The 25485-nt window shown below is 66.1% G+C and carries 23 protein-coding genes; 8 read left to right on the forward strand and 15 right to left on the reverse strand.

The window, feature by feature from the left end; translation table 11 throughout:
• Positions 1-109: 109 nt before the first annotated feature.
• Entirely contained in the window at positions 110-913 is an 804-nt protein-coding gene (locus tag IEX64_RS22535; protein WP_188823521.1) for an NAD(P)-dependent oxidoreductase, read from the reverse strand.
• Positions 914-1137: 224 nt separating this feature from the next.
• On the opposite strand from IEX64_RS22535, the gene IEX64_RS22540 reads away from it, so the two are divergent.
• From IEX64_RS22540 to IEX64_RS22560, 5 genes are all read left to right on the forward strand, one after another.
• Positions 1138-2169: a 2-oxoadipate dioxygenase/decarboxylase family protein gene (locus IEX64_RS22540; protein WP_188823523.1), complete on the forward strand. Its 1032-nt coding sequence runs from the start codon at positions 1138-1140 to the stop codon at positions 2167-2169.
• A 2-nt stretch (positions 2170-2171) separates the two neighbouring features.
• Positions 2172-3584, forward strand: a complete 1413-nt coding sequence (gene astD / locus IEX64_RS22545; RefSeq protein ID WP_188823525.1) for a succinylglutamate-semialdehyde dehydrogenase — start codon at positions 2172-2174, stop codon at positions 3582-3584.
• 135 nt (positions 3585-3719) lie between these two features.
• Positions 3720-4943, forward strand: a complete 1224-nt coding sequence (locus tag IEX64_RS22550; protein ID WP_188823527.1) for a hydrolase — start codon at positions 3720-3722, stop codon at positions 4941-4943.
• A gap of 310 nt (positions 4944-5253) precedes the next feature.
• Positions 5254-6273: an arginine N-succinyltransferase gene (astA, locus tag IEX64_RS22555; protein ID WP_188823529.1), complete on the forward strand. Its 1020-nt coding sequence runs from the start codon at positions 5254-5256 to the stop codon at positions 6271-6273.
• Between the two features lie 402 nt (positions 6274-6675).
• Positions 6676-7938, forward strand: coding sequence for an N-succinylarginine dihydrolase (locus IEX64_RS22560; protein ID WP_188823531.1), 1263 nt, complete (start codon positions 6676-6678; stop codon positions 7936-7938).
• A 131-nt stretch (positions 7939-8069) separates the two neighbouring features.
• Here IEX64_RS22560 and IEX64_RS22565 read toward each other — a convergent pair whose 3' ends face one another.
• The 9 genes from IEX64_RS22565 to atpD are packed head-to-tail and all read right to left on the reverse strand — an operon-like array spanning position 8070 to position 14574.
• Entirely contained in the window at positions 8070-8936 is an 867-nt protein-coding gene (locus IEX64_RS22565) for a F0F1 ATP synthase subunit gamma (protein WP_188823534.1), read from the reverse strand.
• The gene (locus IEX64_RS22570; RefSeq protein WP_229710662.1) at positions 8929-10458 is read right to left on the reverse strand and encodes a F0F1 ATP synthase subunit alpha; all 1530 of its coding nucleotides are present in this window, start codon (positions 10456-10458) and stop codon (positions 8929-8931) included. Before IEX64_RS22570 ends, IEX64_RS22565 begins: the two co-directional genes overlap by 8 nt.
• Entirely contained in the window at positions 10448-11188 is a 741-nt protein-coding gene (locus IEX64_RS22575) for a F0F1 ATP synthase subunit delta (protein WP_188823538.1), read from the reverse strand. The genes IEX64_RS22570 and IEX64_RS22575 overlap by 11 nt, the downstream gene beginning before the upstream one ends.
• 19 nt (positions 11189-11207) lie before the next feature.
• Complete coding sequence (locus IEX64_RS22580) at positions 11208-11450, reverse strand: F0F1 ATP synthase subunit C (RefSeq protein WP_039285828.1); 243 nt, start codon at positions 11448-11450, stop codon at positions 11208-11210.
• Positions 11447-12139, reverse strand: coding sequence for a F0F1 ATP synthase subunit A (locus IEX64_RS22585; RefSeq protein WP_188823539.1), 693 nt, complete (start codon positions 12137-12139; stop codon positions 11447-11449). Before IEX64_RS22585 ends, IEX64_RS22580 begins: the two co-directional genes overlap by 4 nt.
• Entirely contained in the window at positions 12136-12417 is a 282-nt protein-coding gene (locus IEX64_RS22590) for an ATP synthase subunit I (protein WP_229710664.1), read from the reverse strand. The genes IEX64_RS22585 and IEX64_RS22590 overlap by 4 nt, the downstream gene beginning before the upstream one ends.
• Positions 12414-12692, reverse strand: a complete 279-nt coding sequence (locus tag IEX64_RS22595) for an AtpZ/AtpI family protein (RefSeq protein ID WP_188823540.1) — start codon at positions 12690-12692, stop codon at positions 12414-12416. The genes IEX64_RS22590 and IEX64_RS22595 overlap by 4 nt, the downstream gene beginning before the upstream one ends.
• Positions 12689-13135 (reverse strand): F0F1 ATP synthase subunit epsilon, encoded by a 447-nt coding sequence (locus IEX64_RS22600; RefSeq protein WP_188823541.1) that lies wholly within the window; start codon positions 13133-13135, stop codon positions 12689-12691. The genes IEX64_RS22595 and IEX64_RS22600 overlap by 4 nt, the downstream gene beginning before the upstream one ends.
• On the reverse strand, positions 13132-14574 hold the full coding sequence (gene atpD / locus IEX64_RS22605; RefSeq protein ID WP_188823550.1) for a F0F1 ATP synthase subunit beta: 1443 nt from the start codon (positions 14572-14574) through the stop codon (positions 13132-13134). The genes IEX64_RS22600 and atpD overlap by 4 nt, the downstream gene beginning before the upstream one ends.
• Before the next feature lie 141 nt (positions 14575-14715).
• Between atpD and ggt the strand changes: the two genes are divergently transcribed.
• Positions 14716-16470, forward strand: coding sequence for a gamma-glutamyltransferase (gene ggt / locus IEX64_RS22610; protein ID WP_188823542.1), 1755 nt, complete (start codon positions 14716-14718; stop codon positions 16468-16470).
• Positions 16471-16495: 25 nt separating this feature from the next.
• On the opposite strand, the gene IEX64_RS22615 is transcribed toward ggt, so the two are convergent.
• Together IEX64_RS22615 and IEX64_RS22620 are read right to left on the reverse strand one after the other, a co-directional pair.
• A complete protein-coding gene (locus tag IEX64_RS22615) occupies positions 16496-18628 on the reverse strand; it encodes a TonB-dependent siderophore receptor (RefSeq protein WP_188823543.1) in 2133 nt (710 codons plus the stop codon).
• Positions 18629-18725: 97 nt separating this feature from the next.
• Entirely contained in the window at positions 18726-19604 is an 879-nt protein-coding gene (locus tag IEX64_RS22620; RefSeq protein ID WP_188823544.1) for a LysR family transcriptional regulator, read from the reverse strand.
• 98 nt (positions 19605-19702) lie between these two features.
• Between IEX64_RS22620 and IEX64_RS22625 the strand changes: the two genes are divergently transcribed.
• Positions 19703-22096, forward strand: a complete 2394-nt coding sequence (locus IEX64_RS22625; RefSeq protein WP_188823545.1) for an arylsulfatase — start codon at positions 19703-19705, stop codon at positions 22094-22096.
• Between the two features lie 67 nt (positions 22097-22163).
• Here the strand turns inward: IEX64_RS22625 and fghA are convergent, their stop codons facing one another.
• Positions 22164-22994 carry an S-formylglutathione hydrolase gene (gene fghA, locus IEX64_RS22630; protein WP_188823546.1) on the reverse strand — a complete coding sequence of 277 codons (831 nt, stop codon included), beginning with the start codon at positions 22992-22994 and terminating at the stop codon, positions 22164-22166.
• The gene (locus tag IEX64_RS22635; RefSeq protein ID WP_188823547.1) at positions 22994-24106 is read right to left on the reverse strand and encodes an S-(hydroxymethyl)glutathione dehydrogenase/class III alcohol dehydrogenase; all 1113 of its coding nucleotides are present in this window, start codon (positions 24104-24106) and stop codon (positions 22994-22996) included. The genes fghA and IEX64_RS22635 overlap by 1 nt, the downstream gene beginning before the upstream one ends.
• Positions 24107-24204: 98 nt before the next feature.
• On the opposite strand from IEX64_RS22635, the gene IEX64_RS22640 reads away from it, so the two are divergent.
• Positions 24205-25098, forward strand: coding sequence for a LysR family transcriptional regulator (locus IEX64_RS22640; protein WP_188823548.1), 894 nt, complete (start codon positions 24205-24207; stop codon positions 25096-25098).
• Between the two features lie 53 nt (positions 25099-25151).
• Here the strand turns inward: IEX64_RS22640 and IEX64_RS24550 are convergent.
• A partial coding sequence (locus IEX64_RS24550) for a hypothetical protein (protein ID WP_229710667.1) occupies positions 25152-25485 on the reverse strand: 334 nt, incomplete at its 5' end.

A 25485-nucleotide genomic window follows, 5' to 3' on the forward strand; every position in this document is an offset into this window, starting at 1 on the left:
TATTACGCATCGTGTGCGATTACATCTAGCATCGTCTTGGTGCGTTTGCTACATAATGCCGGGAATAACGAAGGGGGGGAAGGCGACCGGAGCGCAGGAGCGAGACGCCTCACTCCCCGTCCGTCGCCAGCAGCAGGAACGACTTCGCCGTCTCCTCCAGCATCGCCGAATCCGGGGAGCCCAGCAGGATCTCGGCCAGCAGGTTGGTGTCCTTGAGCAGCATTTTCGCGCCGTGTTCAAACATGCGTGGCTCGGGAATGCGGGCGTAGACTTCGAAGCCGAAGCTCTTGCCCGAACTCGCGTTGACCAGTTCGGCGAGCGCCTTGCGGTCCACCCCGAGCGCCTCGCCGGCCTGCAGCGCGGCCTGCGCGAGGCCCATGTTCGCGGCCATCAGCGAGTTGTTGACGATCTTGGCCTTCTGCCCGGCACCCGCCTCGCCCAGCAGGACGATCAGCTTGCCGAAACTTTCGAACACCGGTTTTGCCTGATCGAAGGCCGCCTGCGATCCGCCGCACATCACTGTCATCGTGCCCGCCTCGGCGCCCGGCGCGCCGCCGCTGACCGGGGCGTCCATCATCGCCACGCCGTGCTCGGCGCAGAGCGTTTCCACCTTCGCGGCGGTCTCGGGCAGGATTGTCGAGTGCAGCGCGAGCAGGCTGCCGCGTTTCATCGCCGGAACGAGGCGCCCGCAAATCTCCAGCACGTCCGCATCGTTCACCACGCACAGGCCCACATGATCGCAGGCCGCGCCGAGCGCCTCGACGCTCTCCGCCACATCCGCGCCCTTCTCGGCGAATTCGACGGTCGTTTCCGGGCGGCGCGCCCAGACGGTGAGCGGAAAGCGCAGCAGCATGCGATGCGCCATCGGCCCGCCCTGACTGCCGATACCGATGAAACCCGTTCTGATGGCCATGATGCGCCTCTCCGTTCGATCCTGCTTCTCGATTCCATCGAAGCGGCAACCCGGCCGTGTGTCCAGTCGTTGTCGTTCAGGAATGCAAGGGTTCATCCCGCCATCGTCGGGGCGACGTGAAGCGATTTTCGAGCCACGAGAGGTGCCACGACCACTGGCATGGACATGGCACAATTCACTTCTTATGTTGCACACACGCGTAATAATTTAACAACGAGGATGTCATGGCCTCTGCAGCTTCAACTGCCGCCGACGACAAGCAAACGCTCTCCCGCCTGCTCACAGCGGTGATCGGTGCGGAGACCGCGCGGGACGCACTCTCCACGCTCGCCATCGCGCCCGAACTGCACGGCGAAAGCGACCGGGCAAGCCGCGCGCAAGTGGCCATGGCGCTCAATGCCGCGCTGTTTATGGACCTGCTGGACCGGGTGCCGACCGCCGCACGCTATGTCGGCCAGATCCGCGAGACCGGCGAGCCAATCGTCTTCGATCACGGCGCCCTGCGCACCATAGACGGCCCCTGCGGCGAGTTGCCGGTCGGCCACAAGGCCTTCGCGCGCTTCCTCGAGCCGCTGGGCTACGAAGTGGGCGGGCTCTATCCCCTCCCCGCGCTCAAGATGACCGGACGCGCCTTCGTGCACCGCGACCTGCCCGAGATGATCCCGCAGTTCTTCGTGTCCGAACTTCACCTGCGCGAACTGCCCGAAGCCGCACAGGGCCATGCGGAGAAGATCTTCGGAGAATCGCAGGACCCTCTGGGCACGGCCGAATGGCAGGCGCTCGATGCACTGTCGCGCGACGGCACCTGTTCGCTGGACGAGGCCGTGACCATCGTGAAGGGCGCGCTGCAGGCCTTCAATCGGCAGCACCCGGTACCCGCGCTGGAAGACTACCGCGCGCTGCTCCAGCACAGCAAGGAGGGCGCCTGGATCGCGACCGAGGGCAATGCCTTCAATCACGCCACGACGCGCGTCGCCGATGTCGTGGCGCTGGCCGAGGACCTCAGGGCACAGGGCTACCCGATGAAGCCTGCCGTCGAGATCTCGCAGAACGGCCGCGTGCGCCAGACCGCGATCCTCGCCGACAAGGTGCGACGCGCCTTTCGCATGCCCGACGGCAGCGAAACCGAGCTGGATGTGCCCGGCTCCTTCTATGAATTCATCACCCGCGATACCGATCCGGACAGCGGCCTGCTCGACCTCACGTTCGACAGCGGCAACGCGACCGGCATCTTCGCAGTGACAAGGGACTCCTGATCATGCTCCAATCCTTCGATCCCGCCACCGGCGATCTGGTCTGGGAAGGCGAGACTGCTGGCCCCGAGGCCGTCACCGCAGCACTCCAGCGCGCGCGCAAGGCGTTTCCGGCATGGGCCGCCCTGCCCGTCGCGGCGCGCGTGGAGGCCGTGCAGCGCTTCAAGGCCGCACTCGAAGCCCGCAAGGAGGCGCTCGGCGAAGTGATCTCGCGCGAAACCGGCAAACCGCGCTGGGAAGGCCTTGCCGAAGTCGGCTCGATGATCGGCAAGGTGGGCATTTCGATCACCGCGCAGGCCGAACGCGCCGGGGAGAAGCGCTCGGACATGCCCTTCGGCCAGGCCGTGCTGCGCCACCGCCCGCACGGGGTGGTGGCCGTGCTCGGCCCGTTCAACTTCCCCGGGCACCTGCCCAACGGCCATATCGTCCCCGCCCTGCTCGCGGGCAACACGGTGGTGTTCAAGCCCTCCGAAGTGACCCCCGCCACCGGCGCGGCGATGGCCGAATGCTGGGCCGAGGCGGGGCTGCCCGAAGGTGTGTTCCAGATCCTGCAGGGCGGACGCGAGACCGGCGAAGCGCTGCTTTCCGGCGACATCGACGGGCTGCTCTTCACCGGCTCGGCCAAGGCGGGCGCGCACTTCCGCCATATGTTCGCCGACCGCCCCGATGTGATCCTCGCGCTCGAACTGGGCGGCAACAATCCGCTGGTCGCGTGGGATGGGGACGTCGAGGAAGCCGCCTCCGTGGTCGTCCAGTCCGCCTTCGTCACCACCGGCCAGCGCTGCTCCTGCGCGCGCCGACTGATCGTGCCGGACAATGAATTCGGCACCGCACTGGCCGAGGCCGTCGATGCGCTCGCCGGCAAGCTGGCGATCGGCGCGTGGGACGAGACGCCCGAGCCCTACATGGGCCCGCTGATCTCCGATGCTGCGGCAGCGGGAGCCAAGGCGCAGGTCGAAGCCCTGATCGGCCACGGCGCCAAGGTGATTCGCCCGTTCACCGGGATCGAGGGCCGCAGCGACGCCTTCGTGACACCCGCGATCCTCGACGTGACCGGCGTGGGCGTGCCCGACGAGGAGATCTTCGCCCCGGTCCTGCAAGTCCGCCGCGTCGGCGATTTCGATGCCGCGCTGGCCGCCGCCAACCACACCCGCTTCGGCCTTTCCGCCGGCCTCATCAGCGCCGACGACGCCCTGTGGGAGCGCTTCATCCACGAATGCCGCGCCGGCGTCGTCAACCGCAACCGCCCGACCACCGGCGCCGCCGGATCGATGCCCTTCGGCGGCCTCGGCGACAGCGGCAACCACCGCCCGAGCGCCTACTACGCAGCCGACTACTGCGCCTATCCGGTCGCCAGCTTCGAAGCGGCGAGCGCGGAAGGCAATTCGGGGGCTCTGGCCGGGAAGCTGCGCGCATGATCCTTCCTGCCCTCTCCTTCGTCATTGCGAGCGTAGCGAAGCAATCCAGGGCGGTTTGCACCTACTCTGGATTGCCGCGTCGGCTCCGCCTCCTCGCAATGACGAGGATGGGAACAGGAACGGGAGAGCAAGCCGATGAATGCTGAACTGACGAAACCCGGCCTCACTCCCGAAGAAGCGGACCTCCTCGCCCCTATCGCGCGCGCGCCAATCCTCGAACGCACGCTAGCATGGGCGGCGATCAACAGCGGCACCGCCAATCTCGACGGCGTCGCGGCGATGGCCGGGCGGCTGGCAGACGCCTTTGCCGCGCTGCCCGGCGACGTGCGGCTGGTCGATCCCGCCCCGGTCGAGAAAGTCGACGAAGAAGGCCACATGCGCACGGTCACTCATGGCCGCCATCTCGTCGTTTCGGTGCGCCCCGAGGCCGAGCGCCGCGTGATCCTCACCGGCCACATGGACACGGTCTATGCCAAGGATCACCCCTTCCAGACCTGCGACTGGTTCGACGACGACACCCTCCACGGCCCCGGCACCGCCGACATGAAGGGCGGCCTCTCGCTGATGCTCGAAGGGCTGCTTGCCTACGAGCGTGGCAATCCTGCGCTCGGCTACGACGTGATGATCAACAGCGACGAGGAGACCGGCTCGCTCTCCTCCGCCGCGCTGATCGCCGAACTGGCGCAGGGCAAGATGGCGGCGCTCACCTACGAGCCCGGTCTGCCCGACGGCTCGATGGCCCGCGCCCGCCCCGGTTCGGGCAACTACGCCGCGGTGATCCACGGCCGCTCCGCCCATGCCGGCCGCAATCCCGAGGATGGCCGCAATGCCGTCGTCGCTGCCGGCGACCTCGCGCTGCGCCTCGCTGCGGGCAGGCAGGACGGGCTTTCGGTGAACCCCGCGCGGATCGAGGGCGGTGCGCCCAACAACACCGTGCCGGACCTTGCCATCCTCCACTTCAACTTGCGCCCGCGCACGCCCGAACTGGGCCAGATCGCACGCAAGCTGATCGACGTGGCGATTGCCGCCGTCGCCATGAAGCACGACGTCTCGATCCACCTCACCGGCCGCGTCTCGCGCCCGCCCAAACCCATCGGCGAGAAGACCGAGGCGCTCTTCGGCCTCGTCTCCAAGGCCTCAACCGACCTTGGCCAGACGATGACATGGAAGGACACCGGCGGCGTGTGCGACGGCAACAACATCGCGGCTTGCGGCGTCCCCGTGCTCGACACGATGGGCGCGCTCGGCGGCGCGATCCACTCGCCCGACGAGTTCATGCTCGCCAGCTCGCTCGATGCCCGTGCCCGGCTGACGGCTCTGGTGATGCACCGGTTGGACAAGGGCGGGCTTCGCGTATGACGGTTCACTCGGAGGCGCGGAGACGCGGAGATATAGCGTTTGCGGCGAAGCCGCTTTCCAATCAAAACGCAGCGATTGGCGCAGCGCCGGGATCAATGGAAATGTGCCTGCGGCGCAGGATGACGTCTTTGCGCCCCTTCGGCTGGCTGCTTGCAGCAGCCGCTCAGGACGGGCTGTGCGCCTTTGCGCGATCGTCTTCTTCCTTTCTCCGCGTCTCCGCGGCTCCGCGTGAATCCACCAGGCGCGCGCCCGCTATCATCCCACCACTCCGCGTGGCACGGTCCCCCCACCTCAACCCCGGAGCACAGGCATGACCTTCATCCTCAGACCCGCCCGCGAAAAGGACCTCGAAGCGCTCTACCGCATGGCCAAGGGCACCGGCGGCGGCTTCACCAACCTGCCGCCCGACAAGCCGACGCTGAAGGCCAAGCTGGAACGCGCCGCCAAGGCCTTCGCCCGCGAGGAGGACACGCTGGGCGACGACATGTTCGTCTTCATCCTCGAGGATACCGAAACCGGCAAAGTGCGCGGCACCTGCCAGATCTTCTCGCAGGTGGGCACCGAGCTGCCGTTCTATTCCTACCGCATCGGCCGCATCACCCAGCATTCCAAGGAACTCGACCGCACGTTCCGCGCCGAGATGCTGACGCTGTGCACCGATCTCGACGGATCGAGCGAAGTCGGCGGCCTCTACCTCGACCCGACCGAGCGCTCCTCGGGCGTCGGCAAGCTGCTCGCGCGCAGCCGCTACCTGTTCATCCGCGCCCACCGCGCCAAGTTCGCCGACCGCACGCTGGCCGAACTGCGCGGCGCCATCGACGATGCCGGCAACTCGCCGTTCTGGGACGGCCTCGCCGGCCGCTTCTTCGACATGAGCTTTCGCGACGCCGACGAGTTCAATGCGCGCCACGGCAACCAGTTCATCGCCGATCTTATGCCCAAGCACCCGATCTACACTGCGCTGCTCTCCGAAGGCGCGCGGCAGGTCATGGGCCAGCCGCACTATTCGGGCCGCCCGGCGATGCGCATGCTCGAAAACGAGGGTTTCCGCTTCCAGAACTACGTCGACATCTTCGACGGCGGCCCCTCGATGATGGCCGACACCGACCGCATCCGCACCATCCAGGTGGCGAACGACGCAAAGATCACCGCCCTTACCGTGCCTGACGATGATGGCCCGACGCACATCGTCTCCCACGGCCGCCTCGCCGACTTCCGCGCCTGCATCGGCCAGCTCACCGAGACCGACGAGGGCGTGACGCTGGACGAGGAAACCGCCGCGGCCATGGGTGTGGGCGTGGGGGACACCGTGACCTACGCGCCGGCGTGAAGCGTCAATACCCCTCCTCTTCAGAGGAGGGGGGGTTCAGGCGGCTTTGCTCAGTACGGTTTACAAAACCTTCGTCATCCCCTCCCTCTTGGCCAGCTGAAGAGCGGGAATGACGCAGGTTTTGTGCGTGCCCTTCTCTCCCCGCTCAGGCTGAGCTTGTCGAAGCCCCGGTGAAGTGGCGCTGCAATCGCCCAAGCTTTCCTACACTCCGCACCTTGCAGTAGGCTCCTCAGCATGAGCCTTACCCGCCCCCTCATCGCCGCACCCCACCTCCACAAGGTGACACCGCCCCCGCGCAAAGTGACACTTCCGCCCCAAGGTGACACGTTTCCTTCTGGACCGTGTCACCCGTGTAAACCTGTCACCTTGTGACGCCCCTCTCCGCCGCCTAAAAGCCAGCCCATGATCACCGAAATCAATTTCGACGGCATCGTCGGTCCCAGCCACAACTACGCCGGGCTCAGCCTCGGCAACCTCGCCTCGACGCGCAATCTGGGGAAGGTCTCGCGGCCGCGCGATGCGGCGTTGCAGGGGCTGGCGAAGATGCGCGCCAATCTGGAGCGGGGGTTGCCGCAGGGTTTCTTCCTGCCGCAGCGGCGGCCCGATGAGGGCTGGCTGCAGCAGCTTGGCACGACGATGGCCGATGCCAGCGCGGCGCTGCGGGCCAATGCCATGTCGGCATCCTCGATGTGGGCCGCCAATGCCGCGACCGTCTCGCCCGCGGCTGACACCGCCGACGGACGCTGCCACCTCACCGTCGCCAACCTCGTGACGATGCCCCACCGCAGCCATGAATGGCGCGAGACGCTGGCACAGTTGCAGCTTGCCTTCGCCGATCACGCGCACTTCGCCGTGCACGCCCCGGTCCCCGCCCCCTTCGGCGACGAGGGCGCGGCCAACCACATGCGGCTGTGCGCCAGCCACGATGCGCCGGGCGTGGAAGTCTTCGTCTATGGCGAGGCGGGCGGCCCCTACCCCGCCCGCCAGCACCGCGAGGCGAGCGAGGCGATTGCCCGCATCCACGGGCTCGACCCGGCGCGTACGATCTTCGCCCGCCAGTCGGACGCGGCGATTGCTGCCGGCGCCTTTCACAACGACGTCGTCGCCGTCGCCAACGAGCGCGTGCTGTTCACCCACGAACTCGCCTTCGCCGACCGCGAGGGTTTCTACGCCGAGCTGCGCGAAAAGCTGCCCGAGGTGGAGATCGTCGAAGTGCCTGCCAGCGCGGTTAGTCTGGCCGACGCGATCACCTCGTACCTGTTCAACGCGCAGCTGGTGACGCTGCCCTCCGGCGAGCCCGCGCTGGTGCTGCCCGGCGAGGCGCAGGAGAACCGCCCTGTGTGGAGCTGGCTGCAGGCGCATGTCGCCGGCAACGGCCCGATCCGCCACCTCTTCGTCCACGACCTGCGCGAGTCCATGGCCAACGGCGGCGGCCCCGCCTGCCTGCGTCTGCGCGTGGTCGCCGATCCGGAAACCGTCGACCCGCGCTTCATGGCGACGCCCGAAAAGCTGGACCGGATCGAGGCACTGGTGCGCGAGCACTGGCCGGAGGAAGTGGCGGTCGAGGACCTGAGCAACCCGGCCTTGTGGCGCCAGGTCGTCGCGGCGCGGGCGGCGCTGTGTGTGGAACTCGACTTGCGGGAGCTGGACCGGGAGTTTTTCTGAGGAAAAGGGGAAAGCCGCTTCAACAAGACCCGCTCACCCTGAGCTTGTCGAAGGGTATTGGCACCAGCGCTGCGCCGGCGTCCTTCGACAAGCTCAGGACGAGCGGGCCAGGATTTACTGCCGCAGCGGCTTCAATCCCGCACCGCGCCGGACAGCTCGATCAGTTCCTCGGTGATCTGCTCCTGCCGCAGGCGGCGCGAGGTGGCGGTCAGTTCGTCGAGTTTGCGGGCGACGTTCTCGCGCGCGGCGATCATAGCGCGCATCCGGGCGTCGTTTTCGGAGGCGTAGGAGAGCGTCAGCGCCTCGCACAGTTCAGCGAAGACATATTCGTCGGTGAGGCGCGCCAGCAGCACGGCGGCGGGCAAGTGGATAAGCGGCGGCCGGGCGAGATTGGCGGGCGGGAAGCGGTCGAAGTCGAAGGGGATCAGCGTCTGCCGGACCACCGAATAGGGCGCCGCATGGGCCTCGTCCGGGCGAGCACTTACGATGACCACGCGGCTCACCCTGCCAGCCTGCAGCCGCGCAAAGAGGCGGTCGCCGAGACGGTTGGCGAGCGCGGCAAGCTGGTCGGCATGGCCCGCCATGGCCATGCAGTCCACCGGCTCCAGTCCGCGTTCGCGCGCGGCGGCAACGCCCCGGCTGCCGACCATCAGGAGATCGGTGCGGTCGGCGCCGAAAGAGGTGGCCAGCGCCTGAACCTCGTCGAGGACATGGGTGTTGAACGCGCCGACGAAGCCCTGCTCGGCGCAGAGGCCCAGGATCAGCAGCCGCCCCGCCTCGCCGCGATCGGCAGCGGGTTCGGCCCCGCCGGCCCGATAGAGCGCCAGAGCCTGCGCAATCGCGGTGCCGATCGTCTCGGCATATTCGCGGATGCCGGCAAGCCGCGCATTGGCCTCGCGGCTGCGCACCGCGGCGATACCGCGCATGGCCGAGATCACCGAGGAGAGCTGGCGAACGCTGTCGATCCGGTCCTCGACGTCGCTCAGCCTTTCAGCCATGACCGGTTCCGGTCAGCGAGCGGACGAGGTCGACAAGCCGTTCCAGCGCCGCGTCGTCGAGCTTCTCGTTGTCCTCGATTGCCGCGACCAGATCGTCGGCGGAGGCATCCAGCACAGAGCCGATCCTCGGGCGCAGCGCGGCAATGGCTTCGGGCTCTATGGCGTCGAGGACACCGGCATTGAGCGCGGCGAGCAGGGCCACCTGATCGGCCTGCCGCATCGGGCTGAAGCGGGTCTGGGCCAGCACCGCGCGGATACGCTCGCCCCGCGTCAGCGTCGCCTTGAAGCGGGGGTCGGAGACGCCGCCGAGCCGGGTGAACATCTCCAGTTCGAGGAACTGCGCATAGTCGAGCCGGATCCGCCCCGAAACCTGCCGCAGCGCGCGCTTCTGCGCCTTGCCGCCGACGCGGCTGACCGACAGGCCGACATCGACCGCGGGCCGCTGGTTCGCCGCGAACAGGCGGCTGTCGAGCACGATCTGCCCATCGGTGATCGAGATCAGGTTGGTCGGGATATAGGCCGAGAGGTTGCCCGCGTCGGTCTCGGCAATCGGCAGCGCGGTGAGCGATCCCCCGCCCAGCTCGGGCGAAAGCCGCGCGGCGCGTTCGAGCAGGCGAGCGTGAAGATAGAAGATGTCGCCCGGATAGGCCTCGCGCCCCGGCGGCTCGCGGGTGAGCAGCGCCAGCTCGCGGTGGGTGGCGGCATGACGGGTGAGATCGTCGATCACGATCAGCGCATGCTGGCCCTTGTCGCGGAAATACTCGGCCATGGTGAAGCCCGCGAAAGGCGCGAGCCATTGCAGCCCGGAGGCTTCGGCGGCCGAGGCGACGACGAAGATGCAGCGCTCCGGCGCGCCGTGCGTGCGCACCGCCTCGATCGCGCGGTCGATCGCGCTCGCCCGCTGGCCCACCGCGACATAAACGCACACCATGTCGGAATGCTTCTGGTTGATGATCGCATCGAGCGCCACGGAGGTCTTGCCGGTGGCCCGGTCGCCGATGATCAGCTCGCGCTGCCCGCGCCCGAGCGCGAAGAGCGCATCGACCACCAGCACCCCGGTCTCGACCGGGCTGGACACCAGATCGCGCTCGATGATCGCCGGGGCAGGCCGCTCGACCGGAAGGGTATCGGTTTCGGCAATCGGCGGCCCATCGTCGAGAGGGCGGCCTAGCGGATCGACAACGCGGCCGAGCAGCCCCTCTCCCACCGGCACACGCACGACCTCGCCGGTGCCGGACACGCGCATGCCCGCCTCGATCCGCACGGCGTCGTCGAGCAGGACGGCACTGATGCTGTCCGCATCGAGCGTGAGCGCCAGCCCCGTCTCGCCGCCCTCGAAGCGGAGCTGTTCGTTGAGGCGCACATCGGGAAGGCCCGAAATGCGGGCGATGCCGTCGGCCATTTCCTCGACCACGCCGAAGATCTCGGCATGGGGCGTGAGATCGGCGGACTGCAGCCGCTTGCGACCGCGCTCCAGCCAGCGGTCGCCGAGATCGGCGAAAAAGGCCCGATCACTCGTCACGGGCATCGAGCCTCGCGGTCACGCGGTCGAGATCGGCGCGCAGGTTGACGTCCAGCACGGCCATGCCTCCGCTCAATCGCAGACCGGCGATCAACGCTGGATCGGTATCGAACGTGAGCACAGCCTCATGGCCGAGCGCCCGGCCCAGAGCCTCGCGCACGGCCTGCTGCTCCGCCTCGCCGAGAGTCCGGGCGTTGACCAGCGTTGCCGGTGCTGCCTCGGTGGCCAGCTTCTCCCGCGTCGCTTCGGGGAGCGCGGCCAGGGCGTGCTCGAGTTCGGGCAGAAACGATGCCAAGGGCAGCTTTGCCGCCGGGGCTTCGAGCAGCCGGGCCGCCATGTCCGCCGCCAGCGCATTGGCCTGACGGGCAAGCTGCGCTTCGGCTTGGCCGCGCGCGTGATCCAGCGCCGCCTCGGCCTCTGCGCGTTCACGCCGGGCCTCCTCGTGCGCGGCCTCGATCAGCTTGGCACGCTGCGCCTCGGCCTCCTTGCGCGCGGCTTCCAGCGCTTCCAGACGCGAGGCTGCCACGCGCTCGCGCTCCGCCTCGGCCTCCTTCGTGGCCGCCTCCGCCTTTTCCTGCGCGGCCTTGGCGGCATCGAGCATTTTGTTGGCCGCCGCCCGGCGCTCGGCCACGACCCTGGTCATAGGGCGGAAGAAGAACCGCCCCAGCAGCCAGAGCAGCACCACCAGATTGATGGTCTGCAGGCCGATGGTCCACCAGTCGATGCGCATGAAAGGCGCGCTCCTGCGCTTACTTCACGAAGGGATTGGCGAAGAGCACCAGCAGCGCCACCACGAGGCAGTAGATCGCCATGGTCTCGATCATCGCCAGCCCGACGAAGAGCGTGCGCGAGATCGTGCCCGCCGATTCCGGCTGGCGGGCGATAGCATCGAGCGCCGCGGCCACGGCTCGGCCCTCGCCCAGTCCCGGCCCCAACGCGCCGAAGGAGACGGCGATCGCTGCCGAAAGAATGCTGATTTCCTCAACTGTCATGAAGGACTCCGTTCCTGCGAGGCGGTGTCGCGGCCCTCACTGACCGCGGCGCCGATAAAGACGCAGCCAAGAATGGCGAAGATATAGGCCTGCACCGCGCCGGTCAGCAAATCGAGCGCCATCAACGGGATGGGCACGAGCAGACCGGCCAGTGAGAGCATGATGCCGATCACGAAGACCCCGCTCATCACATTGCCGAACAGGCGGATGATGAGGCTGAAAGTGCGGGTGATCTGCTCGACAAGGTTGAGCGGGATCATGATCCAGGTGGGCTCGGCAAAGGTCTTGAGATAGCCGACCAAGCCGTTCGAGCGCACGCCGTGATAGAGCGTTGCCGCGAAGACGAGCAGCGCCAGTGCGGCGTCGGTTTCCAGATGCGCCGTAGGCGGCTCCACGCCCGGCAGCATGCCCGACCAGTTGGCAATGAGCACGAACAGGAATATCGTACCGATCAGCACCCGATAGGGCGCCGGGTCCGACTGCACGACATCCTCGATCTGGTGATCCAGCGCGCCGGTAATCAGTTCCATCACCGCCTGCGTGCGCCCCGGCCTTTGCTTCAAGTGGCGGGACAATAGGATCGAGAACAGCACCATCACTGCCATGATGACCCAGGTCGCCACGACCGGCTGGGTAATCGGCACGGGGCCGATATAGAACAGGGGTTCGACGACCAGCGGCGACTTCACGGTTCCCTCCGCGTTCGGCGCAGAACCACGGCGCGTGCAGCGACGATACCCAGCGCCCCTGCCAGCAACGGCATGGCACCGAGCTGAACCAGCCCGATCAGCGCCCCGACCATCACCGCCATGCGCAGGAAATGCAGGGCCAGCGCGCGGGTCGTGCGGCCGGCGAGGTAGTCCTCACTGACCGAGGCCAGCGTGCCGAAATGGACGAGGCCCAGCACGAAGCCGGCGACCAGCGCGGCGAGAATTTCGAGCCAGACGAGAGGTTCGGGAAAAATCACAGCTTTCGATGCATCCAACGCCAGGCCAAGGTAAACCCGATCGCCGCCCCTATCATCAGGGCCGGTGCGGAAAAGAAAATTCCGGTGTCGAAGCGATGGTCGAGCCAGCGCCCTGCGACGAGCATGGCCAGCATCGGCAGCACCACCATCCAGCCGAGCACGCCGATCTGCGCAAAGCGCGCGCCGAGAGAGGGCTCGGGGTCGGCGCGTCCAGCCCTGTCACGCTCCGAAGCCTGCCGCGCGGCTCTGGCCATGGGATCGGAATCGCGCGTCATCCCTCCTGCTCCGCCAGAATGTCGCTCAGCCCCTCATCGCCACCACGCATCAAGTACCGCATGAGCTGGCGGACGGCCTGCGCGTGGGCCTGCGTCTGCTTGACGCGAGCGCGGCGTTCGGCGTCTTCCTCGTCGGTTCGTGCCGCCTCGATTTCCGCTTCCAGCGCATGGAGATCGTCGCCGAGCAGCGCCTTGCGGCAGGCAATGGCGACGTGCTCGCCTCCGCTGACGGTCAGGACGCCGCTGCGCACGGCGCAGTAGTGCACCGCGCCCTGATCGTCTTCCCAGCGGACCAACGAGGACGGCAGCACGGTCAGCAGATCTGCGTGGCCGGGCAGCAGGCCGAAGCTGCCGGATTCGTCCATGGCCCGCACCTTGCGCGCCGCGCCTTCGACCACGGCGGTCTCGGGTGTGGCGATAGTGAGGTGCAGCATCCGGCTCATGCCGTCTGCTTCCCGGCAGCGACCTGTTCCTTGGCCCGCGCTTCCTCCAGCGTGCCGACCATGAACAGCGAACTTTCGCGCCAGTCGTCGCATTCGCCGTCGAGAATAGCGCGGCAACCGGCGATGGTATCCTCTGGCTTCACCGTCTTGCCCGGCGTTCCGGTGAAAGCCTCGGTTACGTTGAACGGCTGGGTGAGGAAACGCTGCAACCGCCTGGCGCGCTCGACGATGCGGCGGTCGGCGGCGCCGAGTTCCTCTATCCCCAGCAGCGAGACGACATCCTGCAGCTCGCGGTAATGCTCAATGGTCTGACGCACTTCGGTGGCGACCTTCACGTGCTCCTCGCCCAGAATGTCCGGATCGAGCAGGACGGAGGTCGAGGCAATGGGATCGATGGCGGGATACATGCCCTCGGCCGCCATCGAGCGCGACAGCACGATCATCGAATCGACGTGGCCGGCTATGGTGGTGACAGCGGGATCGGTGAAATCGTCCGCCGGCACATAGACCGCCTGAATCGCGGTGATCGCCGCCCCGCCGACCGAGGCGATACGCTCCTGCACACTGGCGACTTCGCTCGCCAGCGTCGGCTGATAGCCCACCCGCGAGGGGAGACGGCCCAGCAGGCCCGAGACTTCGGCGCCCGCCTGAACGAAGCGGAAGATGTTGTCCATCAGCAGCAGGACGTTCTGATGCTTCTGGTCGCGGAAGTATTCGGCGATGGTGAGCGCGGTCATCGGCACGCGCCAGCGCGCACCCGGCGGCTCATTCATCTGGCCATAGACCAGCACGGTACGCTCGAGCACGCCCGACTCGGTCATGTCGAGCAGCATCTCGTGTCCCTCGCGCGACCGTTCGCCCACGCCGGCGAAGACGGAAATGCCCTGGTAGCCGGTGACCATGGCCTGGATCAGTTCCATCACCAGCACCGTCTTGCCGACGCCCGCGCCGCCGAACATGGCCGCCTTGCCGCCGCGCGAGAGTGGGGTGAGCAGGTCGATCACCTTGATGCCAGTGGTGAAGGTATCGATCACGCCCGACTGTTCGGACAAGGCCGGCGGCGCGCGATGGATCGGCCAGCGCGGCACGTCATCCGGCAGCGGCTCGCCCTTGTCGCCCAGCGCGCCGGAAACGGTGAGCAGACGGCCCAGCACCGCATCGCCCACGGGGGTCGTCATCGGCTGCCCCATGCTCCGGGCCGTGTCACCGCGCCGCAGCCCCGCCGTCGGCTCCATCGCAATGGCGCGTACGGTCCGGGTATCGAGATGGGCCTGAACTTCGGCGAGAATGGCCGTGCCGTCGCGTTCGGTGATCGTCACGGCCTCGTCGATGGCGGGGAGTTCCCCTTCCGGAAATACGAGATCGACCACGGCACCGCGCACGGCCGCCACGGTTCCTTCGGCATGCACTTGTTCGCGTTCTGGCTGACCCACGGGCATTTCCTGTCGTCGCAAGGGAATGGTCGGCCGTACGCGCCGCCATGTCAACGGTTCGAGTTGCATCTTTCGCATCCAGTCCAAAGCTGCATTTGCCGTTGGTTCGGGTTGAAATTCCCGCGCAGGCATGGCCTTAAGGCAGCCATGCCCAATTCCCCCCGTAAAACGCCGCGGCGCCGTCTTTTCCTGAGTCTGGGCGCAGCCGCGCTGAGCCTTACGGCAGTCAGCACCGGCAGCCCGCTTGCCGCACAGCCCCATGCGGAAACAGCCAGTGCGGACAAGCAATCCGGCTTTGCCACGCACGCCATGGTCGCCGCCGCCAATCCGCTTGCGACTCAGGTGGGCGTGGACGTACTCAGGAAAGGGGGTTCGGCGGTGGATGCCGCAGTTGCCATTCAGGCGGTTCTCGGGCTTGTCGAGCCGCAGAGTTCCGGCCTCGGCGGGGGGGCCTTCATGGTCTATTACGACGCCAGGACCGGAAAAGTCACCGCCTACAGCGGACGCGAAAAGGCGCCGATGGGGGCGACCGACAAGTTGTTCCTCGGCGACGACGGCAAGCCGCTGCCCTTCTTCGATGCCGTGCTGGGCGGCATTTCCACCGGCGTTCCCGGTGCGGTCGCGATGCTCGACATGGCGCATCACGACCATGGCCGCTTGCCCTGGGCCGATCTGCTCAAACCCGCCGAAAAGATGGCCGAGGACGGGTTCATCGTCAGCCCGCGTCTTGCCGGGATGATCCGGATCAAGCAAGCGCCGCAGCCCTCTGCCCCCGATGCCAGGCGCTATTTCACCAAGCCGGACGGCACGCCCTATGCCGCCGGGGACCGCCTGAAAAACCCTGCCTACGCGAAGACTTTGAGGCGCATCGGCCAGTTGGGCGCATCAGGCCTGCTGACCGGCCCGGTAGCACTGGATATCGTCAACCGCGTTCACGAGGGGCCGCGCCCCAGCACGCTGACGCTGGCCGACCTTGCCTCCTATCGCCCCGCCAAGAGCGAAGCGCTGTGCAAGCCCTATCGCCTCTATCTCGTCTGCACCCCGCCGGCGCCCTCGGGCGGCCCCGGTCTGCAGATCGCACTCGGCATTCTCAACCAGACCGACATCGGCGAACGGAGCGCCAAGGACGAAAAGGCATGGTTCGAATTCGCGCAGGCCAGCCGCCTCGCCTATGCCGACCGTGACCGCTACATCGGCGATCCGGATTTCGTGGACGTGCCGATCAAGGGGCTGCTCGATCCGCAATACCTTGAAAAGCGCGCCGAACTGATCGGTGAAAAGGCAGGTCCGGTGACGTTCGGCATCCCCGAAGGCGCACCGCAGGTCGGGCCCGATGCCACCGCCGAGCCGGGCGGAACCAGCCACTTCGTGATCGTCGACGCCCAGGGCAATGTCGTCTCGATGACGACCACGGTGGAGAGCATCTTCGGTTCGGGCCGGATGGTCGGCGGGTTCTTCCTCAACAACCAGCTGACGGATTTCTCGTTCTCCCCCACCGACAAGGACGACACGCCGGCAGCCAATGCCCCCGCCCCCGGCAAGCGCCCCCGCTCGAGCATGGCACCCGCCATCGTGCTGACCCGCGACGGCAAATTCTACGCGGCTGCAGGGTCGCCGGGCGGCAGTTCGATCCAGGCCTACAACCTCAAGGCACTGGTTGCCCTGCTCGACTGGAACATGAGCCCGCAGGACGCCGTCTCGCTGCCCAATCTGGTGGCGCGAGGGGACCGCTTCAGCGCCGACCCCTTCCCGGAGCCGATCATGCAAGGCCTTGCCGCCCGCGACATGCCTTTATCGACTGCACGCGGCGAAAACTCTGGTCTGCAGGCGGTGATCGTCAAGGACGGCGGCTATGAAGGCGGCGCCGATCCCCGCCGCGAGGGACGTGCCCGGGGCTTCTGAGCCGCGGGCACGCCCACTCCCCCATTTAGAAGCTGACACCTACAGTCCCGCGTACCGTACGCGGAGCGCTGTAGATCCCTTGTGCCCACTGCAGGCTTTGCCAGTACTTGGCATTGCCGACGTTATCGAGATTGACCGCAAGCGAGAGGTTGCGGGTCAGCTGATACCGCGCCATCAGGTCTACCACGGCATAGCCATCCTGATAGGCATCGCCATTGGTGATGCGGCTCTGGTAGCGCGCCGATGCCCCCAGACGCAGCGCGTCGAACGACGGCGCCGAATAGACGGCGCTGAATCGGATCGTGTGATTGGAAATGAAGGTCCGCGCGTCGTTGCCGTCATCATCCTCCACATCGACATAGGCATAGCCGCCGGTCACCTGCAGGCCGGGCAGCACCTCGCCCGCGACATCGACCTCGACGCCGCGCGAGTTATTGTTGACAGCCCGGTAGTAGTCCTTGCCCGTAACCGTGCTGAACCCGGCGTATTCGGCCAGACCATCCTGCTCGGTCTTGAACACGGCAATGCCGGCCGTGAGCTTGCCTCCGTTCCATTCGCCCTTGAGCCCGGCCTCGTAGGTCTTGCCCTCAACCGGATCTAGAATGCGCCCCTGCTCGTCGGCCTGGATCTGCGGATTGAAGATCGTGGCATAGCTGGCGTAGGCGGTGAGATGCCGCGTAAGGTCGAGCGTCAGGCCCGCAAACGGCGAGAATGTCGTCTTCGCGAAATAGTTGTCCGTGCCGTACGAAGTGCCTTCACGCTCCATGCGCGTGACCGTGCCGCCCAGCATGAGCTTGACCGGATCGGCCAGCGACAGCCGCAGCAGCCCGTAGGCACCGTAGATCTTGGTCTTGAAGTCGGCCTCAAGCGAATAATCGCCGAAATCGGGATAGGGAAATTCGCCGCCAAAGGCCTGTTCCGGGGTCAGGGGCAGGTATGTGAGCGAAGGATCACCCGCTTCGTATTCAAATATCTGTGCTTCGCCGTAGTTGGCGCCCAGAACCATATCATGTTCGCGCCCCGCGACTTTCAGCGTGCCGCTGACATGGGCATCGACCGTCGTCTGTCGATCTTCGTCGATGTAAGCCCCCGGCCAGGAAAACAAGCCTTCTCCAGTCTCGGGATCCTGCGCACCATAGAGATAGAACAGCTTGGCATCCTGATCGCGCGCGCGACGCAGCACGGAGATCTTGCCCTGCCAGCCGCGACCGAAGTCATGCGTGATATCGCCGAAAAGATCGCGGTCGATCGTTTCCCAACGCGACCATGGCTGCGCCGTCGTCGTCGAACGGTTATAGGTCACCATGTTGCCTTCGGCATCGAGGAACGGGACCCCGCCCCAGGTGACGCCGCGCGGATCGGAATTCTGCCAGGAATAGCCCACCGTGGCCGTCGTGTCGGGTCCGAGATCCGCCGCCACGACGCCGTAAAGCACCAGCCGCGAATTATGGTAAAAGTCGAGGTGGCTGTCGCCCTCCTCGTAAGCCCCGACGAAGCGCGCGCGCAGGCTGCCGTTTTCGTTCAGCGCCGCGTTCACGTCGACATCCCCGCGCACGGTATCGAACGCGCTGTAGCTGAGGCTCGCGTGACCGCCGGTTTCGGTTCCGGGGCGCTTGCGGACGAAGTTGACCGCCGCCGAAGGATTGCCGGTCAGCGACAGCAGGCCGGTGGACCCGCGCACCACTTCCACGCGCTCGAACAGCGCCGTATCGACCGAGCCCGTCTGCAGGCCATAGCTCAGCGGCTGGCCGATCCCGTCGTACTGGAAATTGACGATGTCGAAGCCGCGAGCGTTGTAATAGGTGCGGTCGGTCTCGGCCCTCTCGACGTTCACACCGGGCGTCATCAGCAAAACGTCGTTGATGCTGTTGAGGTTGAAATCCTCGATCTGGGCCCGCGTAATGACGGTCATCGCCTGCGGCGTTTCACGCACGGTCAGATTGAGGCGCGTCGAGGTAGACTGATCGCCGATCACATAGTCGTCCGGCAGTGCCCCCGTCACCACGATCTCGCCGCGCTTGGCCTCGCGATCGGCATCGTCCGCCATGGCCGTCCCCGCGCAAAGGCTGCTGGCGGTCATAGCGGCAATCGCCGCCGAGAGATACCACCCCATGCGCGCCGCCCCGGTCCGCCTGCCTGCCCTCATATCGATCACCATTCACCTCTTTTAATAACGATTCTCATTAGCGTTTTAGGGCGAATAGCGATCAGAAGGGGGATGTCAATGCGGGGGGCGAAAATGAAGGGGGGAGCGATCAGCCCTGCTGCATGGCGATATCGGCCATGGCCTGCCGGGCCAGATCGGCGATCATGTTGGCTGCCGGGGACCGCGTGCGCCCGGCCAGCGTGACGATGCAGATCCGGCTCGGACCCATCGCAAGCCCTTCAACGTCAAGGGCTTTCAGGCTGCCCTCAGTCAGATTGTCCCGCACGAAGGCGGGCGTCGTGATCCAGGTGCAGTCGGAAGCCAGGACGGTTTCACGCAGCACATGGAAGTTGTCGCAAATGAAAGCGCCGGGTTCGGCGGAGCCGCTCGTGTACCTGACAGGCCTTGCCGCCGGATAGGCCGCAAGCTGTTCCGGCGTGACCTTCTCCAGCCGGGCTAGCGGATGATCGCCGCGCACCACATGCGCGAGGTCGAGAGGGCCGATATCCTCGATCATGATGCCGGGATGGTCCGAAAGCTGCCAGGTGTTTCCGATAATCATCTCGATGGCATCCTCGAACAGGCTGGCAAGGAGATCGCCCGGCGACTTCACCACGGTCGCGACTTCCAGATGCGGGCTCGCCGTCAGCAGGCGGCTGCCCAATTCGGGAAGCAGCAAGCTCGCCAGCAAGGGGCCGATCCCGAAGGCGAAGCGGCCCGCAGCCCCTTCCGAATAGAGACGCACGTTGCGCATAAACTCGTCGGAAGCCCGCAGCATAGGTCGCGCCCGCTCCACCACGAACTGCCCGGCTGGGGTGATCGTCACCCCGCCGCGCCCGCGATCGAACAGTTTCAGGCCATGCCGGCTTTCGAACGCGGCAATGCTGCGGCTGAGCGCCGGTTGCGTGATGTTCTGCTGTTCGGCGGCGCGCGAGAAGCTCAGCGTGTCGGCGACGGCAACGATGTGGCGAAGACGTGTGAGATCCATAATATACCCCAATAGCATCAAACTTAGGCTTTTTATGCATTAGACGTCATATTTCTGGACGCTATCTTCGGCGGCGACTTATCGGGAGAGGATAGCCAATGGCTCTGCGGACGGTTTCGGGCGGGAAAGCCAGCCACCATCACAAGAAAGATCAGCGTGCATTCAACCGTCTGAAAATCGCTGCCGTCGCACTGGCGCTGGGCACCTGCGCCCCCGCCATCGCCCAGGCCGACCGCACGGTTCTGCCGATCCCGCGTGCGCCCTTCACCGGCACCATCGCCGACAGCGCGCTTGATTCCACACCCTCGCCCTCCGCGCCGATACAGGCTCCGCAGGGAGCCCCCAACGTTCTGCTGTTCATGTCCGACGACGTGGGCTTCGCCATGGCCAGCGCGTTCGGCGGCCCGGTCCGGACCCCCAATTTCGACCGGCTGGCGCGGGTGGGCGAACGCTACAACCGCTTCCACACCACCGGCATCTGCTCCCCCAGCCGCGCCGCGCTGCTGACCGGGCGCAATCACCACAATGCCGGCGTAGGCTGGCTGAGCGACATTTCGATGGGCTACCCCGGCTACGACGGCCGCATGCAGCGCGACACGGCCACCATCGCGCAGATCCTGCGGCTCAACGGCTACAACACGGCGATGTTCGGCAAGCACCACAACGTGCCGGCGGAAGAACGCAGCGAGGCCGGTCCTTTCGATGCCTGGCCGACCGGCCTCGGCTTCGAATACTTCTACGGTTTCCCCTATGGCGACACCGACCAGTATTCGCCGGACCTCTATCGCGGCATCGCCCGCGTCGATCCGGGCGAAGGCACCAAAGACGGTCGGGGCAAGTTGCTCGACGAGCGTCTGGCCGACGACATGATCCGCTGGATCCACAACCAGAAAGCAGGCGCGCCCGACAAGCCTTTCCTCGCCTACCTCGCACCCGGTTCCACCCACGCCCCGCATCAGGTGACGCCCGAGTGGATCGCGAGTTTCAAGGGCAAGTTCGATCAGGGCTGGGACGTAATGCGCGTCGAGACATGGCGCCGCCAGCTGGCCATGGGGATTATCCCGCAAGGCACGAAGCTGACACCGCGCCCCGCGGACATTCCGGCATGGGATACGCTGACACCGCAGGAAAAGGCTTTCCACGCCCGCACCATGGAAGTCGCCGCTGCCCAGCTCGCATTTCAGGACGCGCAGGTCGGGCGCGTGCTCGATGAACTGCAGCGCATGGGCCAGCTCGACAACACGCTGGTCGCCGTCGTCCTCGGCGACAACGGCGCGAGCGGAGAAGGCGGCCCGGAAGGCACGATCGACGAGTTGCGCGGCATGGACCGCATTCCCGAGCGCAAGGAATGGATGCTCGCCAATATCGACAGGCTCGGCGGGCCGGAAACCTACGAGAACTATTCGGTCGGCTGGGCCTGGGCGATGAACGCCCCCTTCCGCTGGGTGAAGCAATATGCCGACATGCTGGGCGGCATCCGCAACGGCATGATCCTGAGCTGGCCCGGCCACATCGCGAAGCCCGGCTCGGTCTGCAGCGAATTCTCGCACCTGATCGACATTGCGCCGACCGTGCTCGATGCCGCGGGCCTGCCAGCACCAAAGGAAGTGCTGGGCACCGCGCAAAAGCCGATGGACGGCGAGAGCCTGTTGCCGAGCCTCAAGACCTGCCAGGCCGACAAGCCGCGCACGCAGTATTTCGAGATCACCGGCAAGATGGGCCTCTACCACGACGGCTGGTTCCTCAGCGGCGAAGATGGCCGAACCTCGTGGACCAACGTGCCGCCGAGCGGCCCCAGGCCCAAGATCACCTGGACGCTCTACGACCTCAGCAAGGACTTCTCGCAGTCCACCGACCTCTCGGCCAAGTACCCCGAGCGGCTTGAAGCCATGAAGGCGCTGTTCCGCAAGGAAGCGGAGGAGAACAACGTCTATCCGCTCGACCACCGCTTCGGCATGGCGCGCGCCATGGCGACCATGCACCCGAGCACCCGCAAGCACTACGATTTCTGGGGCAAGGACGTATCGATCCCGGCGGTGGGCGGCCCGACGCTGATGGCGTGGCCCTTCACGCTCAAGGCCGACCTCAAGCTGGACAGCGCGCAGGCCTCGGGCGCCGTCGTGGCGCTTGGCAGCTGGTTCGGCGGTTGGAGCCTCTACCTCGATCAGGGCCGCCCGGCCTTCGTCTGGGCACGCTCGACCGACCCGCAGGAAATCTTCAAGGTCGTCTCGGACAAGGCGCTGCCGTGGGGCGACACTTCGCTCACCATGCAGTTCCAGACGACGACGCCCGGCGGCCCCGCAAAGATCGTGCTGAGTTCGGACGGACAGGAGTACGCACGGCTCAATGTGCCGGTGAACTACTTCCAGCCCGCCGGCAACGGCGAGACGCTGGACGTGGGCCGCGATCTGGGCGTCCCGGTGATCAAGTACAACACTCCGCACGGCCGGATCGAAGGCGATGTGCCGCACGTGACTGTCGACTATCCCTGACGGGTCGCACCGCCCGGAAGTCGGGACAAAGGGTGGAGCCGGATCAGCCGATCCGGCTCCAATCCCGCTATTTCAACCGTTTGGCATGCCAGGCCACATGCTCGGCCATGAAGGTGGAAATGAAGTAGTAGGAGTGGTCGTAGCCTTCCTGCATCCGGATCGCGGCGGGTTGCCCCGCCTTCTCGCACACGTCCGACAGCAGGTAGGTCTTGAGCTGGTCCGCCAGAAAGCCGTCGCCCGTGCCCTGATCGACCAGCAGATCCGGAACCCGCGCGCCGTCCTCGATCAGCGCGCAGGCATCGTATTCGCGCCATGCCGCACGGTCCGGGCCGATGTACCCGGTCAGCGCCTTGTCGCCCCAAGGGCAAGCTAACGGCGAGACGATCGGCGAGAAGGCGCTCACGGACCGGAAGCGTTCCGGGTTACGCAGGGCGATAGTCAGCGCGCCGTGGCCGCCCATCGAATGGCCGGTAATTCCCTGCCGCGCCATGTCGGCAGGAAACTGCTCTGCGATCAGCGCGGGCAGCTCCTTTTCGATGTAGGAGCGCATGCGGAAGTGCTTCGCCCACGGTTCCTGCGTGGCATCGACATAGAAGCCCGCACCTTTGCCGAAGTCATAACCTTCATCGTCGGGCACATCGTCGCCACGCGGGCTGGTATCCGGCGCCACGAAGATCACGCCATGCTCCACGCAAGCGGCACGGAACTCGCCCTTCTCGGTGACATTGGCGTGGGTGCAGGTCAGGCCCGAGAGGTACCACAGCACGGGCAGCTTCGCGCCCTCGGCATGATCGGGCACGAAGACAGAGAACGTCATCTCCGTCCCCGTCTCGCTGCTCTGATGCTTGTAGACGCCCTGAACGCCGCCGTGACTGCGGTTGGTAGAAAGGGTTTCCATCAAAAGACCACGACGCTACGGATCGACTTGCCCTCGTGCATCAGGTCGAAGGCCGTGTTGATCTCTTCCAGACCCATGACGTGGGTGATCATCGGGTCGATCTGGATCTTGCCGTTCATGTACATGTCGACGATCTTGGGCACATCGGTGCGCCCCTTGGCGCCGCCGAACGCAGTGCCGCGCCAGTTCCGGCCGGTCACCAGCTGGAACGGACGGGTGGAGATCTCCTTGCCCGCCTCGGCCACGCCGATGATGATCGAGGTACCCCAGCCGCGATGGCAGGCTTCGAGCGCGGTGCGCATCACTTCGGTGTTGCCGGTGGCATCGAAAGTGTAGTCCGCGCCGCCGTCGGTCATCAGCACGATCTTGGCGACGATGTCCTCGCGGCTCATGCCCTTGGTGTTGAGGAAATCGGTCATGCCGAACTTGCGGCCCCATTCCTCGCGGTCGGGGTTGATGTCGACACCGATGATCTTGTTGGCGCCAGCGAGCCGCGCGCCCTGGATCACGTTGAGGCCGATGCCGCCGAGGCCGAACACCACCACGTTGTCGCCCACCTGCACCTTGGCGGTGTTCACCACCGCGCCCACGCCCGTGGTCACGCCGCAGCCGATGTAGCACGAGGTCTGGAACGGCGCGTCCTCGCGGATCTTGGCAACGGCGATCTCGGGCAGCACGGTGAAGTTCGAGAAGGTCGAGCACCCCATGTAGTGGAAGATCGTCTCGCCCTTGTAGCTGAAACGGCTGGTGCCGTCGGGCATCAGGCCCTGCCCCTGCGTCGCGCGGATCGCGGTGCACAGGTTGGTCTTGCCCGACAGGCACGACTTACACTGGCGGCATTCGGGCGTGTAGAGCGGGATCACGTGATCGTCCGGCTTCACCGAAGTGACACCCGGCCCCACTTCGCGCACGATGCCCGCGCCTTCATGGCCGAGGATCGAGGGGAAGATGCCCTCGGAGTCGAACCCGTCGAGCGTATAGGCATCGGTGTGGCAGATGCCGGTCGCCATGATCTCGACCAGAACCTCGCCCGCCTTGGGGCCTTCCAGATCGACTTCGACGATTTCCAGCGGCTTCTTGGCTTCGAAAGCGACGGCGGCGCGGGTCTTCATGGGACAACTCCTGATGTGTTGCGGCCTGTCTATCGCGCCGTCGTTGTTGTGATAAAGGGGGAAAATCGCAACTCATTATATCATCTAAGGGACAATCGATGAGTTCCTGGGACGGGATCGACGAATTCGTCGCCATCGCCACCGCAGGCTCCTTTCGTGGCGGCGCATCGGCACTCGGCGTCTCGACCACGCACATGAGCCGCGCGATCATGCGACTGGAAGCGCGCATGCAAACCCAGTTGTTCCACCGCACCACCCGCTCGGTGCGGCTGACCGACACCGGCCGCGTCTTCCTCGAACATTGCCGGCGCATGGTGACCGAGCGCGAGGAAGCCTTCGCTCTCGTCAACGAGAAGGGCGAGCCGCAAGGCGAACTGCGCCTGACCTGCTCGACCGCGATGGGAGAGCGCTTCATCGCGCCGATCCTGCGCCGCTTCGCCCGCGCCTATCCCCGGCTGCAGGTCAACATCGACCTGACCAACCGCGTGGTCGACCTCGTGGCCGAAGGCTACGACCTGGCCGTGCGCACCGGCTACTTGCCGGACTCGCGCCTGATCGGCACGCGCATCGCCAGCCGCTCGCTGGTGACCTGCGCCAGCCCGGCCTATCTAGAGCGGCACGGCGCCCCGCGCACCGTGGAGGACCTCGGCACGCACGACCTGCTCGCGGGCAATGCCGGCACATGGCATTTCCGGGTGGACGGCAAGGCCCAATCCTACCGCCCCCACGGCCGCTGGCGCTGCAACAGCGGCAGCGCCGTGCTCGAAGCCGCGCTCGACGACATGGGCCTGTGCCAGCTCCCCGATTTCTACGTGCGGCAGGCGCTGGCGGATGGCTCGCTGGTCTCCGTGCTAAGCGACATCCAGCCCGCCGACGAACCGATCTGGGCGGTCTACCCGCAGCGCCGCCACCTGCAGCCGAAGATTTCGGAACTGGTGAGCGTACTGCGCAAGGAGTTGCCGGGGATGCTGGGAGCGGGTGGGAAGGTCTAAGGAGATTTCAGCTACCCTTAGTAACCCGCTCGATGCAGAATCCGCGCAACTGCTTAAAAACGAAGATGCATATTGTAATTGTGAAAGAGGTCAGAGCATGTTCCTGGCTCTATGAGTAATGAACTGGGCTCAGTAAACTTGGTCGCCAGACGTCCCAAAATTCCTTCGACAATCGAGTGGCTGGGCTGTTCAATACCGTATGCCGTCCCAAGGACAGATCGAGCACCTCTAGACTCCAAAGGTTCTGGCACGAGCAATTGTAAATTTTGCTCCAAATATCCAAAACCGAGGAGAAGCAGAGATTCAGCATTAGCTGGAGACCCGCAAAAACCGGGTTGGACAAGGCTTGGGAGCCTGACGACGGAGATGCCGATGCTGCCGGACGCT

The sequence above is a fragment of the Novosphingobium indicum genome, from assembly GCF_014645195.1.
GTDB lineage: Bacteria > Pseudomonadota > Alphaproteobacteria > Sphingomonadales > Sphingomonadaceae > Novosphingobium > Novosphingobium indicum.